Genomic DNA, 16,671 nt, shown 5'->3' on the forward strand with positions numbered 1-16,671 from the left:
CCGACACGTTCAGTGATCGACGCCCGTCGGGGATCGTGGTCGGGTGGGTCAAGGCGGCAGGGGGAACGGGGCGGGGCACACGTTTTCAAACGCGCGACGGGCCTTGAAGGGGTTGCCCTGGCCGTTTCCGTTCAGGGGGGCACAGGCGGTATGCTCGCCGCGGGGGACTTCCAGACACCACGCACCGACTCGGTCGGGACAAGGGCATGCCTACGCCATCGATCAGCGCCGACAACCCGGCCAGCGCAGACGCCTCGCCGGCGGACCGGATTGCGTCGATCCTGCGCGGGCTGCTGCCGGCCGGCGCTGAACTGGCGCTCAGCTGGCGCGACTGGGCGCTGGGCAACGACAGCGGTGCCACGCCGGGGGCTTCCGGTGCGCTGAAGCGCCGCGCCGAGCATGCGCTCGCCGAAACGCAGGTGGAGCACGATGGCCCCGTGCAGCGCACCTACGCGTGGGACAACGCCGATGGCACTGCGCGCGTTGCGCTGGCGCTGGCATTGCCGCACCCGCTGGCGGCGCCGGAGGAAGATGCGTGGCTGTCGCTGGCCCGCACGCTGCTGGTGACCTCGCTGGATGCCGCGCGCGCGCAGGCGCGCATCGTTTCGCTGGAAAAATCCAAGCGGCTTCAGCAGGCGCTCTACGAAATCGCCGACCTGGCCGGTGCCGACCTCGAGATGCCGGAGATGCTCCGCCGCATCCACGCGGTGGTGAACTCGCTGATGTATGCCGAGAACTGCTACATCGTGCTGTACGACGACCAGCGCCGTTCGGTCCGCTTTCTTTACTTCGCCGACCAGCGCGATCCCTATGTCGCCGAACCCGAGCGCGAGTTCGGCGAGGAGGAAATGGCCAACAGCATGACCTTCGCGCTGCTGCGCCATGGCCAGCCGCTGCGCGGACCGTCGGCCGTCATCCGGCAGAAGCTGGGCGTGATGCGCGATCCCTCGCATGGCCCGGACAGTCTGGACTGGCTGGGTGTGCCGATGCGCCGGGACGACCGGGTCTGCGGCGCCATCGTCGTGCAGAGCTACGACGCGCCGGCGAGTTATGCCGACGAGGATCGCGCGCTGCTCGGCTATGTGGCACAGCACATCCTGACCGCGCTGGATCGCAAGCACGCGCACGTGGAACTGGAGCACCGCGTGGCGGTGCGCACGCACGAACTGCAGCGCGCCAACCGCGAGCTGCAGGCCGAGATCATGGAGCGCAAGCGCGCGGAGAAGCTGCAGCGCGCATTGTTCCGCATCACCGACCTGGCCATCACATCGGAGAGTCTGGAGCGCTTCTACGCCGATGTGCACGTGGTGGTCGATGAGCTGATCAATGCGCGCAATTTCTACATCGCCCTGATTTCGGACGATGGCGAGCAACTGGCCTTTCCGTACTCGATCGACGAACGCGACCCGATGCGCAAGTCGCGGCGCATGACCAACGGGTTGACCGAGTACGTCATCGCCACCGGTCGGCCGCTGCTGGCCGACCGCGAGGTGATCGGCCAACTGGCGGAGCAGGGCAAGCTCCTGCAGCACGGTCCACCCGCGTACAGCTGGCTGGGTGTGCCGCTGTTCCGCGGCGAAGACGTGGTCGGCACGGTAGTGGTGCAGAGCTACACCGAAGAAGTGAAGTTCACTTCGCACGACCAGAACCTGTTGACCTTCGTCGCGCACCACATCGGCAACGGCCTGGACCGGCAGCGCGCGCAGGAGCGCCTGCGCAGTGCGCACGCGGAACTGGAGCGCAGGGTCGACGAGCGCACGCGCGAGCTGGCCGAGGCGAACCACCAGTTGCGTGCGCAGATCGGCGAGCGCCTGCGCGCCGAACAGCAGCTGACGTACCAGGCGACGCACGACGCACTCACGGGGCTGCCCAACCGCCCACACCTGCTGGATCGGCTGTCGGCTGCCATCGACCGCGCGCGCCATGGCGACGGCCAGGCCTTCGCGGTGCTGTTCCTCGACCTGGACCGGTTCAAGCTGGTCAACGACAGCATGGGGCACGCGGCGGGCGACGAACTGCTGGTGGAAGTCGCCCGACGCATCATCATGAGCGTGCGTGACGACGACGTGGTCTCGCGCCTGGGGGGCGACGAGTTCGCACTGCTGGTCGAGTATGCGGATGGCGTGGAGAACGTACGCGACTTCGCCCAGCGCCTGCTGGCGTTGCTGGGGCGGCCGATGTGGGTGGCGGGGCGCGAACTGTTTCCCTCCGCCAGCCTGGGCATCGCCGTCTGGCACCCGCGCTACCGGAATGGCGAGGAGTTGCTGCGCGATGCCGACGCTGCGATGTACCGCGCCAAGGAACAGGGGCGCGACCGTTGCGCCCTGTTCGACGAGGCCATGCGCGAAGCGGCGATGCAGAGCCTGGACCTGGAGGCCGACCTGCGCCGCGCGATCAACCATCGCGACTTCCTGCCGTTCTACCAGCCCATCCGTCGCATGGACGACGGGCGGGTGATCGGCCATGAAGCGCTGCTGCGCTGGCAGCACGAACGGCGCGGGCTGCTGCTGCCGGCGGAGTTCATCGGGTTGGGCGAGGACAGCGGACTGATCGAGCAGGTCGATTGGCTGTTGTACGAGCAGGTGGTACGGCAGATCGCGCGTGGCGTGGAGGGCTACATCTCGGTCAACGTGTCGCCACGGCATTTCCGTTCGCCCGATTTCGGCGATCGTCTGCTGGCGATGTTCGAAGCGCATGGCGCGGATCCCGCACGGTTGCGGCTGGAGATCACCGAGGTGGCGCTGCTGGATGATGCCCCACGCACATTGCGCATCCTGCGCACGCTGCGCCAGCACGGCATCCTGGCGCAGTTGGACGACTTCGGCACGGGCTTCTCGGCGTTGTCCTACCTGCACCGTTTCCCGATCTCGGTGCTCAAGATCGATCGCAGTTTCGTCTCCGGGCTGGGCAGCGAAGCGCGGCCGGAAAGCCTGGCGCTGGTGCGCGCGATCCTGGCGCTGGCGGGTACGCTGGGCATCGAGACCATCGCCGAGGGCGTTGAAACCGAAGAGCAGCGAAAGACGTTGATCGAACTGGGCTGCCTGCTCGGCCAGGGCTACCTGCTGGGACGGCCGGCAGCGCAGATGGAGGCGGTGGCGGCCGACGTCGCCTGAGCCCTGTGATTCGCTGCACACGCCGTGCTAGCGGATGTGGATGGGTTCATTGTTATCCGGCTGCATTTGGCCCGAGGAATGGACTTTCCCGTCGGCGGATACCTCCCGCCAGTTCACCCAGAAGTCACCGACACAGAGTCGCCTGAAGGCCACGCTGGCGGAGCCATGCGCCGGAACCTCGATCTGCTGCAGTGATGAGAAGTGGGGAGGGACCGTGTTGCCGTAGAGGGGGGCGTCGAAGTCCCGGGGCGACGGAGCGGCCAACGCGCGATCCGCATAGAAGCTCTTCAGCGCTACCGAGACCGCATCGGCACGGTGGTTCACCACGACGATGCGGATGCCACAGCTGTCAGCGAACGCAGGGATGGGAGCCAGCAGCAGGCACGAGAGCAACAGAGTGAGGCGCTTCATGGGGAGACGCTCTTCGGGTATGAGGATAAGGGCCGGGGCCGATCCCTCGGCCCCGGCTTTCTCCACTCAGTCGCCCGCAATGGCAGGTGCGTCGTTCTGTACGGCCACCAGCCGATGTGCCTGGTCGATCATCCCGATGAACTCCGCCTTCAGGCCATGCGGGTCGCGGCCGGCCGCGCCGCGCGCGGTGCGCGCCACGTCGTTCCAGCTCCAGCCATCGATACGCTGTCCGCCACGCAGCAGATCGGCATAGGCTGCTACCGCGCTGGCGAAGCGGAAGGCATTGCTGGGACGGGTGGTCAGCGACGTGCTCGCGATCGGCGTCTCGATCAGGCGGCTGCTGTCCTGCCCCGGCAACTTGTACCGCAGACGCACATGCGCGACCTCGTTGGTGGAGGCGCCAGTGGCGAGCTGCTTGCCACCGTAGCGCAGTGCGGGCAGGCGCTCGGCACCGCTATCGACCGACGTGATCTCGTACAGGGCCGTGACTTCGTGGCCCGCGCCGATGTCGCCGGCATCCACCTTGTCGTTGGCGAAGTCCTCGTTGGCCAGCACGCGGTTCTCGTAGCCGATCAGACGATATTCCGAGACGACGGCGGGGTTGAATTCCACCTGGATCTTCACGTCACGGGCGATGGTCAGCAGGGTGGATTGCATTTCGTCCACCAGCACCTTGCGGCCTTCCTGCAGCGTGTCGATGTAGGCGTGGTTGCCGTCGCCCACGTCGGCCAGCTTCTCGGCCAGTGCGTCGTTGTAATTGCCGGTGCCGAAGCCCAGCGTCGTCAGCGCGATACCGGAGGTGCGCTGGTCGGCGACCATGGTCTCCAGCGCGTCCTGGCTGACCGTGCCGACATTGAAGTCGCCATCGGTCGCCAGGATCACGCGATTCACGCCTTCCTTGACGAACGCCTGCTTCGCCATCGCATAGGCCAGCCGGATACCGTCCCCGCCGTTGGTGCTGCCGCCGGCTTGCAGGCGATCGAGCGCGGCAAGGATCTCGTCATGCCGGTCGCCCGGTGTCGGCGGCAGCACCAGGCCCGCAGAACCGGCGTACACGACGATGCTGACGCGATCCTGCGCACGCAGTTGCGGGACCAGCTGGGCGAAGGATTGTTTCAGCAGCGGCAGCTTGTCCGGCGACTCCATCGAGCCGGAAGTGTCGAGCAGGAACACCAGGTTGGCCGGCGGCAGCGTCGCCTTCGGCACGTCGTAGCCCTTGATGCCGACCATCAGCAACTGGCGCTTCGCATTCCAGGGCGCCGGGGCGAGCTCGGTGGTCACGTTGAAAGGACGGCTGCGGTCCGCAGGCGCAGCGTGGCCGTAACGGAAGTAGTTGATGAACTCCTCCGCGCGCACCGCATCGGCGGGTGGACGCTGCCCTTCACGCAGCATCCGGCGCACGTTGCTGTAGCTGCCGGTGTCCACATCCACAGAGAAGGTGGAGACAGGTTCATCCAGCGTCCGGCGCACAGGGTTGTCGTCGCGCCCTGCGTACTTTTCCGTGTTGACCGGCGTGGCGGGCGGGGCGATGGCGGCGTGGGCGACACGGTATTCCATCGCCATCACCGGAGCCGGCGGTGGAGGCGGTGCGTAGGCGTGCCCCGCGGGCATGATGGCCTTGGCCTGCTCGCGGCGCAGGCGGTTGCCGGTCACGACGACGCTGTCCAGCGTGGCCTGCTCAGTCCGTGCCGCATCCGCGGCCTGGTTGGCGAGGCTGGCGCCGGCAGCGGCAGCGGCCGCCTCCGCTTCGGGCGAATGCTGCGCGGTAGGACTGGACTGGCAGGCGGCCAGCAGGGCGACGGACAGCAGGGTGACGGTCAGACGGTGCGACATGGCGTGACTCCGTGTGTGGGACAGGGAGTCGAACGCGCGGGGCCGGTGAACGGGGTTGAGCGGGGTGGTGCCTCAGGATCCGGACCCTGCACGGGGCCGGGTCGCGTCAGTCGATGGCGCCCACATCCATGCCGTCGTAGGCATCCAGGCCGTGCTCCTCGGCGAAGCGGTACAACGCCTGGTTGCGCTCATGAAGGCTGTCGGGCGTGTGGACTTCGGTCTTCTCGACATGCAGCCACCACAGGTCCGGGTCCTTGCGGTTGTCCTTGTCTTCCAGGTACAGCGCGATCACGCGGTAGCCCTGCGCCTGCAGCAGCGGCACCACCGCCTCCAGTGCGGGACGCGAGCCATGCGTGAAGAAGTAGCCCCAGACCAGCGGCTTGCCCAGGTCCCAGGGCGTCTCCTTGGCCATGTTGTCGAACATCTCGACCAGTTGTTCGCGGGTGATCATGTCGTGCTCCTGATGTTGCGCGCGCGACAGGATGGTCGCGCGATGAAAGGGGATGTCATGGAAGATGCTCTGGTGGCCTGCGTGCGATATCCGCACCAAGGCTACGATTCGGCACGCAGCTTCAAGCGGCCATCGCCGACCTGCGCATCGACGCGCTCGCCCGGCTGCACCTGGGTGACCGAGCGCACCAGCGTGCCGTCCTCCTTGGTCACCAGGGCGTAGCCGCGGGCAACGGTCGCGATGGGGCTGACGGCCTCCAGCGAGCGCGCGAGCCCGCGCAGGCGCAGGGCGTCGCGTTGCAGCGTGCGCGCGACGGCGGCCTGGGGGCGGGGCGCAAGGGCCAGCAGCCGCGCGCGAAGTTGTTCCAGCCGACGTTGGGGCGAATGGGCGCGCAGGACGGCATCGGCATGGCGGAGTGCGGCCTGGCGACGTGCCAGCTGGTCGCGCCACAGCGCATGCAGGCGACGCGCGGCGTCTTCCTGGCGACGCCGCAGCATCTCCAGCCGCGCCTGGGGGCGCAGCGCATTGAGGCGCAGCGCGGCGCGGTCGGCGCGCTGCATGGCGTTGCGCAACCGATGCGCCTGGGTGGTGGCGAGCCGGCGCTGCAGCGCCTGCACGCGCGCCAGCAGGTCGCGCCGGTCCGGCACCAGCAGCTCGGCTGCGACGGAGGGTGTGGGTGCGCGCAGGTCGGCGGCGAAATCGGCAAGGGTGAAGTCGGTCTCGTGGCCGATCGCGGACACGACGGGTACCGGCGAGGCGGCGATGGCGCGCGCCAGGCGTTCATCGTTGAACGCCCAGAGGTCTTCCAGCGAGCCGCCGCCACGGGCGACCAGCAGCACGTCGTAACGGCCGCTGCGCGCGGCGCGCTGCAGCATGTCGACGATCTGTGCGGCCGCCGTTTCGCCCTGCACCTGCACCGGCAGCACGTCCACGTCCAACAATGGGAAACGGCGCTGCAGCACGCTCAGGACATCGCGCACGGCCGCGCCGGTGGGCGAAGTGAGCACGGCGAGCCGTCGCACGTGGGCGGGCAGGGTGCGCTTGCGCGCATCGTCGAACAGACCTTCCGCGGTCAGTCTCGCCTTCAGTTCCTCGAACGCGCGCCGCAGCGCGCCTTCGCCGGCTTCCTCCAGGCTGTCGATCACCAACTGGTAGTCGCCGCGCGCTTCGTACAGCGTCAGCCGGCCGCGTGCCAGCACGCGCAGGCCCTCGCGCGGGACGAATTTCAGCCATTGGCTCTTGGGCTTGAACATCGCGCAGCGCACCTGCGCGCGCGCGTCCTTGAGGGTGAAGTACAGATGTCCCGATGCCGGCCGCGTGACGTTCCCCAGCTCGCCTTCCACCCACACCAGCGGAAACGCGCCCTCCAGCAGGTCGCGCGCCAGCGTGTTGAGCTGGGTGGGCGTGAGGATGTCGCGCGCGGTGTCGGTCATGCGACAAGGATAAACGGTGGCGACGGCGGATGATGCGAAGGCCTGCGACATGCGGTCGCAGCCGGGTGCTCGCGTTCCGTGGTGGAATGCCGGGGTCCTGATGGCCGGAGTCGTCCGCATGCGCCTGTCCCGCTGGTCCCGTCCCGTGTTGCCGATGCTGGTTGCCGCGCTTGCGGGGTGTTCGCCTGCGGAGGCGCCGGCGCCCGCCGCCGCCAACCGTTCTCCCTCGGTGGAGGCGCGCAGCCTGCCGTCGCCCGCCGGGGCCGCGCAGCCCGATCTGGTGTCTGCGCCGGACGGCCAGTTGCTGTTGAGCTGGTTGGAGCCGACGGGCGACGCCGGACATCGCCTGCGCTTCAGTCGCCTGTCGACGCAGACAGGCGACTGGGAAGCGCCGCGCACGATCGCCGAAGGCCGGACGTGGTTCGTCAACTGGGCCGATACACCGCATGTCCATGCGCTGGCGGACGGCTCGCTGTGGGCGCACTGGCTTCGCAGCACGGGTCCCTCGCGCATGGACTACGGCATCGACCTGGTCCGTTCCGGCGACGGCGGCGCGACGTGGAGTGCACCTCAACTGGTGCATCCGTCCGGCACGCCGGGTGACCATGGCTTCGTGACGTTCTGGCCGCAGGCGCACGACCGGCTCGGCATCGCCTGGCTGGACAGTCGGCAGAAAGCCGTCGATGGCGCGCATGCGCACCACGACGACGGCCACCATGGCGGCGGTGCCCCGATGATGCTGCGTGCCGCGCTCTACGACGCAGAGGCGAAGCAGGGCGGAGAGTGGCCATTGGACACGTCGACCTGCGATTGCTGCACCACGTCGTCCGCGGTGACGGATCGTGGCGTGGTGGTCGTCTACCGCGGGCGGAGTGACGGAGAGATCCGCGACACGCGCATCGTCCGCTTCGATGGCGAGCGCTGGACGCCGCCGCGTGACGTGCATGCGGATGGCTGGCAGATCGCCGGCTGCCCGGTCAACGGGCCAATGGTGGTGGCCGCTGGACGCCGGGTGTGGGTCGCCTGGTACACGGAAGCGGACGGTGTGCCGGAACTGCGCGCCGCGCGCTCGGATGATGCAGGCGATACTTTCGGAACGCCGGTGACGCTGGCGAAGGGAGCGCAGGTATTGGGTCGGCTGGGGTTGGCGCACGGCGATGGCCACTTGCTGGCCAGCTGGCTGGAACAGTCGCCCGACGAACGCCAGCACCTGGTGCTCGGCCGTTACGACGAGGCATGGGGCGGCGCGCAACGCGTCGAAGTCGCCGCCCTGTCCGCACGCGGCCGTGCCAGCGGAATCCCCCGATTGCAATGGCACGGCGATGCCGCATGGCTGGCGTGGACCGACGTGGCCGCCGAGGCGTCGCGACTGCAGGGCGCGCGCGTGGTGTTCCGCTGATCCGCACGGGTGCGACACTTCGTCGCATCTGCCCGCTGCGCAACTGACCGCTTAGAATCGCGCCGTGATCCGCTCGTCCGCCTTCCTCCGACCGATGCTGCACCTGGCCCTGCTGGCGGCGTTGCTGATGGCGTCCGCGCCGTCGGTCACGCGTTGGGTGGCCAGCGCCGGCACGCAGGTGCTGGCCGGCTGGACCGAACTGTGCACCACGGATGGCATCAAGTGGGTCGACACCCGCGCGGAATCCCCGGTCGAGAAATCGCCGTCGCCTGCCGGCATGCCGATGGGCGGCGATTGCGCGTACTGCACGTTGGCCGCCGCGCTGCCGTTGCTGCTGCTCTGCATCGCGTTGGTGTTCCCACGTCTTTCGGGGCACGTCATCGCACGCGCCGTGGCGCTTCCATACCCCGGGCGGCTGCGCCTGCGCGGCCTCGGCGGACAAGGGCCGCCCCTCCTGCTCTGAACCACAAGACCTTCCGTTGATCGTGCGGCCCGCGCGCCGCGTCCTTGTGCTTTGGAGTTTCCATGTCCCTGTTTGCCTGCGTGGCGCCGCGTGCGTCACGCCTGTCCGTGGCTGTCGCCGCGACCCTCTCGATGTCCTTGTCCGCCCATGCAGCCGACAGCGTCGCGCTGCCCGATGGTTCCCGCGCCACCCAACTCGATACGGTCGAAGTCAAAGGTCACAAGACCGACCTCGAACAGGCCGCCGGCACCGGCACGCGCCTCTCACTCAGCGTCATGGAAACGCCGGCTTCCGTCACGGTGCTCGACCGCGACACGCTGGATGCCCGCGGCGTACGCACCACGCAGGAGGCTCTGGCCGGTATCCCGGGTCTGACCGTGGCCTCGCCGCCCGGCAACGGCAATGCGGTGACCTACCGCGGCTTTTCCGGCAGCCAGATCACCCAGCTGTTCAACGGCATCGACGTGCAGTACGCCAGCATCGCCGCGCGTCCGGTCGATGCGTGGCAGTACGAGCGGGTGGAAGCGATCGGCGGTCCGTCGAGTTTTCTCTACGGTGCCGGTGCGGTCGGCGGCACGATCAACTACGTCACGCGGTTGCCGCGACTGGATCGCGACGAAGCCGCGGTGCAGGCGTCATGGGGCTCAGTCCGCGACGGCACGTTGGCGATGGGCGCCAACCTGCGCATCGGTGGCGATGAGGGGCGCCAGGCCGTCCGCCTGGATGCCAGTACGCGCGATGGCGAGAGCTGGATCGATGGCCAGGAACGCGAAGCGTCGACGCTGGCCGCGTCGTGGCTGGTGCAATGGGCGCCCACGGTGCGCCACACGCTGGCCGTCGAGTACCAGCAGGAAGACAGCCATCGTCCCTACTGGGGCACGCCCGTGCGCCAGCCGGCGACCGGTCGACTTTCGGTACTGCCGCAGACCATCGGCCGCAATTACAACGTCGCGGATGGCTACTACGGGCAGGAGGTATTGTGGGTCAGGTCGCTGCTGGAGTGGACGCCCGGCGAGCACGACACCGTGCGCAACACGGTCTACCACTACGACGCACTGCGCGATTACCGCAACGTCGAGAGCTACCGCCTGACCGCCGGCAATGACGGCGTGATCCGCTCCGGCACGCTGCTGCAGCGTCACGACCAGCAGGTCTACGGCAACCGGCTAGAGTGGACCCACGAGGGCGAGCTGTTCGGCCTGCCGTCGCAATGGGCCACCGGCCTGGACATCAGCTACAACCGACAGACGCGGTTTCCGTTGTCGCTGTCGTCCACGGTGGATACCGTGCCGCTCGACGCGGTGACGCCAGGGCGCTTCCTGGATGTACCCGGTACGGCGATCGTCTACACGCCCGACCGTACCAACCGGTTGCATACGCAGGCGGTGTACGTGGAAAGCATGACCGAACTGGTCCCGTCGCTGTCGTTGCTGACCGGCCTGCGCCACGACCGCATCGTGCTGGACGTGGTGAACCATCGTGCGGTCACCGCCACCAACCCGGCGCGCTTCGATCGCGAATACACGCCCATCACGGGCCGCGCCGCGCTGAACTGGGCCATCACCCCGCAGGCAAGCGTCTACGTGCAGTACAGCACCGCGGCCGATCCGCCGGCCGGCATCCTCAGCACAGCCAATTTCGCCACGCTGCGCGACTTCGACCTGACCACGGGACGGCAGGGCGAGATCGGTGCCAAGTTCCAGTCACGGGATGCACGCCACTTCGCCACGCTGGCCGCGTACCGCATCGTGCGGCGGAACCTCGCCATCACCGATCCCGCAAATCCGGGGCAGACGCTGCCGATAGGCCAGCAGTCTTCGCGCGGCGTGGAAGCGACCTTCGGTTGGCGCCCTCTGGAGGCGCTGAAGGTGGAGGGCAACCTGGCGTGGGTGGACGCCACGCTCGATGACTTCCATGAGAACGTCGGTGGCGTGCCGGTTTCCCGCGCCGGCAACCGGCCCACCAATACGCCGTCGCGCGTGGGCAACCTGTGGGTGGACTACACGTTCGGACCGCGCTGGTCCGCCGGCGTCGACGCCCGGGGCGTGTCCTCGCGCTACGCCAACGCCGCCAACACCCTGTCGACGGCGGGTTACGCCACCTGGGGCGCGCACGTGGGCTTCAAGTGGAACGCCAGCACGGAGCTGACCCTGCGTGGCCGCAACCTCGGCGACCGCACGCACGTGGTGTACGCGCTGGGCAGCACGATGGCCTATCTCGGCGATCCGCGCAGCTGGGAAGTCGTGCTGCGCAAGACGTTCTGAGTGCGGCGCGCAGGAGATTCCCATGGGCACGATCTTCTTCCTCGGTGTCGGCTCCTGGCTGATCGCGTGGGCATCCGCGCTCGGCCTTCAGTGGCTCGCGCGGGCGGCGGCGACCGCACGTCCGCTGGCGTTGTTCGACACCCCTGCATCCGCATCCGATAGGGAGACCACGACATGAAGCTTCCTCTTGCCAGCCTGCTGGCCCTGCTGCTGGCGGCATGCCAGCCCACACCGCAAACCGCTGCCGGTGACGACGGACATGCCAGCGGCATCGCCGTGGCATCACCCTGGTTGCGCGAGACGCCGCCCGGTGCGCCTGTCGCGGGCGGCTTCCTCACCTTGCAGAATCCATCGTCGGACGACGACAGGCTGCTGGCGGTCGAAAGCGCATTGGCGCAGCGGGTGGAGATCCACGTGATGCGTGACGAGGGTGGCGTGGCTCGCATGCGCGAACTGGCCGACGGCCTGCCGCTGCCTGCCGGTGCCACGGTCCAGCTGCAGCCGGGTGGTCACCACCTGATGTTCATGCAGCCGCAACGTCCGCTGCAGGCGGGCGAACAGGTGGACGCCACGTTGGTCTTCGATCATGCCGGACGCGTCCCCGTCACGTTCGAGGTCCGGCCGCTCGGTGCGTCGGGCGCAGTGCCGCATCACTGACGCCCGCCGAGGCTCGGGTGTCTAGCGGAATTGCCGGACAACGGACGTCGCGCGCGATCTTCGCATCGGCGTCCGCCTTTCTGGATAGGATGACGGCCACCTCATCGTCGAAGGGTGCGCGGCATGCGCGGTCTCGATTTCAGTTCGTGGCAGGGCCTGCTGACCACGCTCGCGGGGCTGGCGCTGATCACGGTGATCGGCGTCGGCATCCGCCTGCTGGTGATGCAGACGGTGCAGGAGCGGCGTGCGCGCGAGAACCGCCAGATCAACGAGCGCCTGCGCACGCTGATCGCGGCCTACAAGGTGCTGGGTGGTTCTTTCACCGGCGCACTGGATGTCGACCCCCGACACCTGCGCGACCTGCGTGTGCAGGCAAGGGAGGCCGGCGCCGACACCTTCGACGAGGGCAACGAGCGGCCCCGGCGCATCCGCGACGCGGTCGAGGCCGCCCTGTCGGACATCATCCTGCTGGGCACCGATGAGCAGGTGAAGCTGGCCGCGCAGGCGGCGACGGACCTGGCAGCAGGCCGTCCCATCCGCACCGACGCACTGGTGGTGTCGCTGCGTGACTTCATCCGCAGCGTGCTGGACCTGGAACCGATCCCGTCGTCGCTGGCGATTCCCCGCCAGGGACCGGCGCGACCGGTGGCGTCCAAAGGCAAGGGCGATGGCGCAAAAGGCGAGGGGCGCCTGGGCGGTGGCGGTGGTGCGGGCGGCGCCGGAGTGGGAGGCGCCGCAGGCGTGGGCGTCGGGGCGACGGTCGACCCGGACCGCGATCCCGCGCGCTGACGCTTACTCGTCGATCCAGCGCCGTTCCGGCCCCGGTCGCTTGGCCAGCTTGCGCTGCAGCGAGCGCCGGTGCATGCCCAGCAGGCGTGCGGCGGCGGAGATGTTGCCTTCGGTTTCGGCCAGCGCCTGCTGGATGTGTTCCCACTCCAGCCGGCTGAGCGGGGTCATGGTGTCGTCGGTGGCGCCGGCGTCATCCGCAGCGGCGGGCGCTTCCAGCCCAAGTGCACGCAGGATGGTCGGCACCGTCGCCGGTTTGGGCAGGTAATCGTCCGCGCCGCGCTTGATCGATTCCACCGCCGTGGCGACGCTGGCGTAGCCGGTGACCAGCAGGATCTGCATGTCGGCGCGCAGCGCACGCAATGGCTCGATCAGGGCCAGGCCGGAATCGCTGCCGAGCTTCAGGTCGACCAGGGCGAAGTCGGGCTGATACTCGCGTGCCCGCGCAATCGCGCTGGCGGCATCCAGCGCGATTTCGGTCTCGATGCCCTTGCGCGCCAAGCTGCGCTGCAGCGTGCGTGCGTAAAGTTCGTCGTCGTCGACCAGCAGGCCTTTCATCGGATGCCTCTCATCAGGGAGTTTCGTCATTGGCCGTCACCGGCAGGCGGAACTGCACCTGCACGCCCTTCGGCGGCACCGCGCGCATGGTCATGCGCCCACCCAGCCGTTCGATGGTGGCATGCGACAGGGCCAGGCCCACGCCCATGCCTTCGGGCTTGCTGGTGCGGAAGAGCTGTTCGGACTGGAATGGCAGCGCTTCGTGGAAACCGTTGCCGTAGTCGCGCACGGTGCCGACCAGTTCGTCGCCCTCGCAGCGCAGGTCCAGATCCACGCGCTGCGAACCCGCCTGGCGGCTGGCGTCGGCGGCATTGTTCAGCAGCGCCTGCAGCAGGTGCCCGGTGGAGGCGTCGGTCGCCAGCCATGGCGGCAGCGCGCCGGTGCGCTGCAGTTCCACCGTGGGGCGGACCAGTTGCCAGCGCTGCGCGACCTCGTCCAGGTCGACGCGCTGGCGTACGCCCATGTCGGCCGAGGCCGCGAGCGCGCGCACGCGGTCGCGGCACAGGTCGATCAGCTGGCGCATGGTGCCGGCGTCTTCGCGGATGTCGGGTTCGGATGCGTGTTCGCGGATGTCTTCCGTCAGCAACGTCATGGTCGCCAGCGGGGTGTTGAGTTCGTGCGCGACCGCCGCCGCGTGCGTGGCCAGCGCCACGATGCCCTCGTTTCGCGCGAAGCGCTCGCGCAGGCGGGCCAGCTCCTGTTCGCGCAGGCGCAGCGCGGCCACCAGCCGCGTGGAGAAGTACAGCACTACGCCGGCCGACAGCACGAAGTTCACCGCCATGCCCCACAGGTGCACATTGAAGCTGTTGCCATGCAGGTGCGGCAGGGGACGTCCCAGCACCGCCGTCAGGATGTAGCCGAGCAGGCAGGCCACCCCAGTGGCCAGTACCCAGCGCAGCGGCAGGGCCAGCGCGGAGACGGCGATCAGCAGCAGGAACATCGAGCTGAACGGGTTGCCGATGCCGCCGCTCCAGGCGACGAGCCAGGACAGCACCGCCACGTCCACCAGCATGTGGGCGAAGGCCTCGGCCGGCGTCTCCTCGCCGGGGCGATGGCTGCGCCACGTGGCGTAGACGTTGAACAGCGCAAGCGCGCCGATGCCGCCCCACAACGGCCAGCGGGGCAGGGCGATGCCGAGCGGGCCCAGCGCCACCAGTACCGTCACCGCCTGGCCCACGATCGCCACCCAGCGCAGGTTGCACAGGGTGCGCAGGAACGAGGGCGTGGTGATGAAGAGGGTATTCGGCATGGCGACATGCTAGTGCAAGCGGGTCCGGGCAGCCTGCGGCATGGCGTCGCAGGCGGGCCGGGCGCCCACGCTACAATGCCCGCATGCACGACGCCGTCACCCGCCCCACGCCCCCCACCGACGCCGCGCCCTGGCCGCGCCGCATCACCCAGGCTGTCCAGATCGGCAACGCCACCGTCGGCGGCGGCCGCCCGGTGGTGGTGCAGTCGATGACCAATACCGACACCGCCGACATCGCCGGAAGCGTGAAACAGGTGGCCGAACTCTGGCGCGCCGGCTCGGAGATGGTCCGTTTGACCGTCAACAATCCCGAGTCCGCCGCCGCCATCCCGCGCATCCGCGACAAGCTGGAGATGATGGGCGTGTCGGTGCCGCTGATCGGCGACTTCCACTACAACGGCCACCAGCTGCTGGCAGGCGAACCGGCCTGTGCCGAAGCGCTGGCGAAGTACCGCATCAACCCCGGCAACGTCGGCTTCGGCAAGAAGCGCGACACCCAGTTCGCGCAGCTGATCGAGTTCGCGATCCGTTACGGCAAGCCGGTGCGCATCGGCGCCAACTGGGGCTCGCTGGACCAGGCGCTGGCCGCGCAGCTGATGGACGAGAACCATGCGCGCGAGGTGCCGTGGGACGCCGGCCGCGTGCTGCGCGAGGCGCTGATCCGCTCGGCGGTGGATTCGGCCGAACGTGCCGTCGAGATCGGCCTGCCGCGCGACCGCATCGTGCTGTCGGCCAAGGTCAGCGGGGTGCAGGAACTGATCGCCGTCTACCGCGACATGGCGTCCCGCACGGACTTCGCCCTGCACCTGGGCCTGACCGAGGCCGGTATCGGCAGCAAGGGCATCGTCGCTTCGAGCGCCGCGCTGGCGGTGCTGCTGCAGGAAGGCATCGGCGACACCATCCGTATTTCGCTGACGCCCGAGCCCGGCCAGTCGCGTACACAGGAAGTCATCGTCGCGCAGGAGCTGCTGCAGACCACCGGCCTGCGCGCATTCACGCCGATGGTCACCGCGTGCCCCGGCTGCGGCCGCACCACCTCCGAATTCTTCCAGGAGCTGGCGAAGGTGGTGCAGGAGCACGTGCGCGGCAAGATGCCGGAATGGAAGGTCACCCATCCCGGCGCCGAGAACATGACGCTGGCGGTGATGGGCTGCGTGGTCAACGGCCCGGGCGAATCGCGCCACGCCAACATCGGCATCTCGCTGCCGGGCACGGGCGAGGCGCCGGCGGCGCCGGTATTCGTCGATGGCGAGAAGAAGATCACCCTGCGCGGCGAGAACATCGCGCACGAGTTCGTCGCGCTGATCGACGACTACGTCGAGGCCAAGTACGCGCGTGCTGCCGGCTGACACGCTGGCCAACGGCCGGCGCTTCATCGCCGGCCTGTTCCGCGAACACGGCGGGCGCCTGGTCCTGCTGTTCCTCTGCCTGCTGGCGCCGTTGTGGCTGTTCGTCGAACTGGCCGACGAAATCCACGAGCTGGAAGACTTCTACTTCGACGATGCGCTGCTCTTGCAGGCACATGCGCTTTCCGGCCCCAGCCTTGACCGGTTCTTCATGGTGCTGTCGGCGCTCGGCTACCAGTGGGGCGTGGTCCCGGCCGACATCGCGCTGACGCTGGGCCTGCTGGTCGCACGCCGCTGGCGCGAAGCGACTTTCGCCGGCGTGTCGCTGGGCGGGTCCGCGCTGTTGAACATGGCGACCAAGCAGTTCTTCCAGCGCGATAGGCCGGCGCTGTGGGAATCCATCGCGCCCGAGCACACCTTCAGTTTCCCCAGTGGCCACGCGATGGGCTCGGCGACCCTGGCGATGGTGGTCCTGCTGCTGTGCTGGCATACCCGCTTCCGTTGGCCGGTCGTCGTGCTTGCCGCGCTGTTCGCGCTGGCCGTCGGCGCCTCGCGCATCTATTTGGGCGTGCACTACCCATCCGACATCCTCGGCGGCTGGGCCGCCGGCGTCGCCTGGGTCTCGGGCGTCTACCTGGTGCTGTACCGCATCCGTGAGCGGCCGTGGCAGGTCAGATGAGGCGTCTGCTCTCCTGTAGGAGCGACGTA

General features: G+C 68.8%; 15 protein-coding genes. 9 read left to right on the forward strand and 6 right to left on the reverse strand.

The genetic code is table 11. The features are described from left to right. Positions 1 to 206: 206 nt before the first annotated feature. A complete protein-coding gene (locus tag OY559_RS07640) occupies positions 207 to 3,113 on the forward strand; it encodes a bifunctional diguanylate cyclase/phosphodiesterase (RefSeq protein ID WP_277729440.1) in 2,907 nt (968 codons plus the stop codon). A gap of 27 nt (positions 3,114 to 3,140) precedes the next feature. Here OY559_RS07640 and OY559_RS07645 read toward each other — a convergent pair whose 3' ends face one another. The 4 genes from OY559_RS07645 to xseA all read right to left on the reverse strand — a co-directional run bounded on the left by OY559_RS07645 (position 3,141) and on the right by xseA (position 7,241). After that, entirely contained in the window at positions 3,141 to 3,524 is a 384-nt protein-coding gene (locus tag OY559_RS07645; protein ID WP_277729441.1) for a hypothetical protein, read from the reverse strand. A gap of 66 nt (positions 3,525 to 3,590) precedes the next feature. Continuing rightward, a complete protein-coding gene (locus OY559_RS07650; RefSeq protein ID WP_277729442.1) occupies positions 3,591 to 5,357 on the reverse strand; it encodes a vWA domain-containing protein in 1,767 nt (588 codons plus the stop codon). Positions 5,358 to 5,463: 106 nt separating this feature from the next. Next, complete coding sequence (locus OY559_RS07655) at positions 5,464 to 5,808, reverse strand: ribonuclease E inhibitor RraB (RefSeq protein ID WP_277729443.1); 345 nt, start codon at positions 5,806 to 5,808, stop codon at positions 5,464 to 5,466. A gap of 101 nt (positions 5,809 to 5,909) precedes the next feature. After that, positions 5,910 to 7,241 (reverse strand): exodeoxyribonuclease VII large subunit, encoded by a 1,332-nt coding sequence (xseA, locus tag OY559_RS07660; RefSeq protein WP_277729444.1) that lies wholly within the window; start codon positions 7,239 to 7,241, stop codon positions 5,910 to 5,912. 118 nt (positions 7,242 to 7,359) lie between these two features. Here xseA and OY559_RS07665 point away from each other — a divergent pair, with 118 nt between their 5' ends. From OY559_RS07665 to OY559_RS07690, 6 genes are all read left to right on the forward strand, one after another. Continuing rightward, entirely contained in the window at positions 7,360 to 8,640 is a 1,281-nt protein-coding gene (locus tag OY559_RS07665) for a sialidase family protein (protein WP_277729445.1), read from the forward strand. Positions 8,641 to 8,704: 64 nt separating this feature from the next. After that, positions 8,705 to 9,103 carry a DUF2946 family protein gene (locus OY559_RS07670; protein WP_277729446.1) on the forward strand — a complete coding sequence of 133 codons (399 nt, stop codon included), beginning with the start codon at positions 8,705 to 8,707 and terminating at the stop codon, positions 9,101 to 9,103. Between the two features lie 62 nt (positions 9,104 to 9,165). Next, the gene (locus tag OY559_RS07675; protein ID WP_277729447.1) at positions 9,166 to 11,367 is read left to right on the forward strand and encodes a TonB-dependent receptor; all 2,202 of its coding nucleotides are present in this window, start codon (positions 9,166 to 9,168) and stop codon (positions 11,365 to 11,367) included. Positions 11,368 to 11,389: 22 nt separating this feature from the next. Further along, on the forward strand, positions 11,390 to 11,545 hold the full coding sequence (locus tag OY559_RS07680) for a hypothetical protein (protein WP_277729448.1): 156 nt from the start codon (positions 11,390 to 11,392) through the stop codon (positions 11,543 to 11,545). Then, positions 11,542 to 12,024, forward strand: coding sequence for a copper chaperone PCu(A)C (locus tag OY559_RS07685; protein ID WP_277729449.1), 483 nt, complete (start codon positions 11,542 to 11,544; stop codon positions 12,022 to 12,024). Before OY559_RS07680 ends, OY559_RS07685 begins: the two co-directional genes overlap by 4 nt. A gap of 123 nt (positions 12,025 to 12,147) precedes the next feature. Continuing rightward, positions 12,148 to 12,813: a hypothetical protein gene (locus tag OY559_RS07690; protein ID WP_277729450.1), complete on the forward strand. Its 666-nt coding sequence runs from the start codon at positions 12,148 to 12,150 to the stop codon at positions 12,811 to 12,813. Between the two features lie 3 nt (positions 12,814 to 12,816). Here the strand turns inward: OY559_RS07690 and OY559_RS07695 are convergent, their stop codons facing one another. Together OY559_RS07695 and OY559_RS07700 are read right to left on the reverse strand one after the other, a co-directional pair. Then, a complete protein-coding gene (locus OY559_RS07695; protein WP_277729451.1) occupies positions 12,817 to 13,368 on the reverse strand; it encodes a response regulator transcription factor in 552 nt (183 codons plus the stop codon). Positions 13,369 to 13,381: 13 nt separating this feature from the next. After that, the gene (locus OY559_RS07700; protein ID WP_277729452.1) at positions 13,382 to 14,617 is read right to left on the reverse strand and encodes an ATP-binding protein; all 1,236 of its coding nucleotides are present in this window, start codon (positions 14,615 to 14,617) and stop codon (positions 13,382 to 13,384) included. A gap of 83 nt (positions 14,618 to 14,700) precedes the next feature. Between OY559_RS07700 and ispG the strand changes: the two genes are divergently transcribed. Continuing rightward, the gene (gene ispG / locus OY559_RS07705; protein ID WP_277729453.1) at positions 14,701 to 15,966 is read left to right on the forward strand and encodes a flavodoxin-dependent (E)-4-hydroxy-3-methylbut-2-enyl-diphosphate synthase; all 1,266 of its coding nucleotides are present in this window, start codon (positions 14,701 to 14,703) and stop codon (positions 15,964 to 15,966) included. A gap of 4 nt (positions 15,967 to 15,970) precedes the next feature. Continuing rightward, positions 15,971 to 16,642, forward strand: coding sequence for a phosphatase PAP2 family protein (locus tag OY559_RS07710; RefSeq protein WP_277729951.1), 672 nt, complete (start codon positions 15,971 to 15,973; stop codon positions 16,640 to 16,642). Positions 16,643 to 16,671: the final 29 nt, after the last annotated feature.

The organism is Pseudoxanthomonas sp. SE1 (genome assembly GCF_029542205.1).
Lineage (GTDB): Bacteria > Pseudomonadota > Gammaproteobacteria > Xanthomonadales > Xanthomonadaceae > Pseudoxanthomonas_A.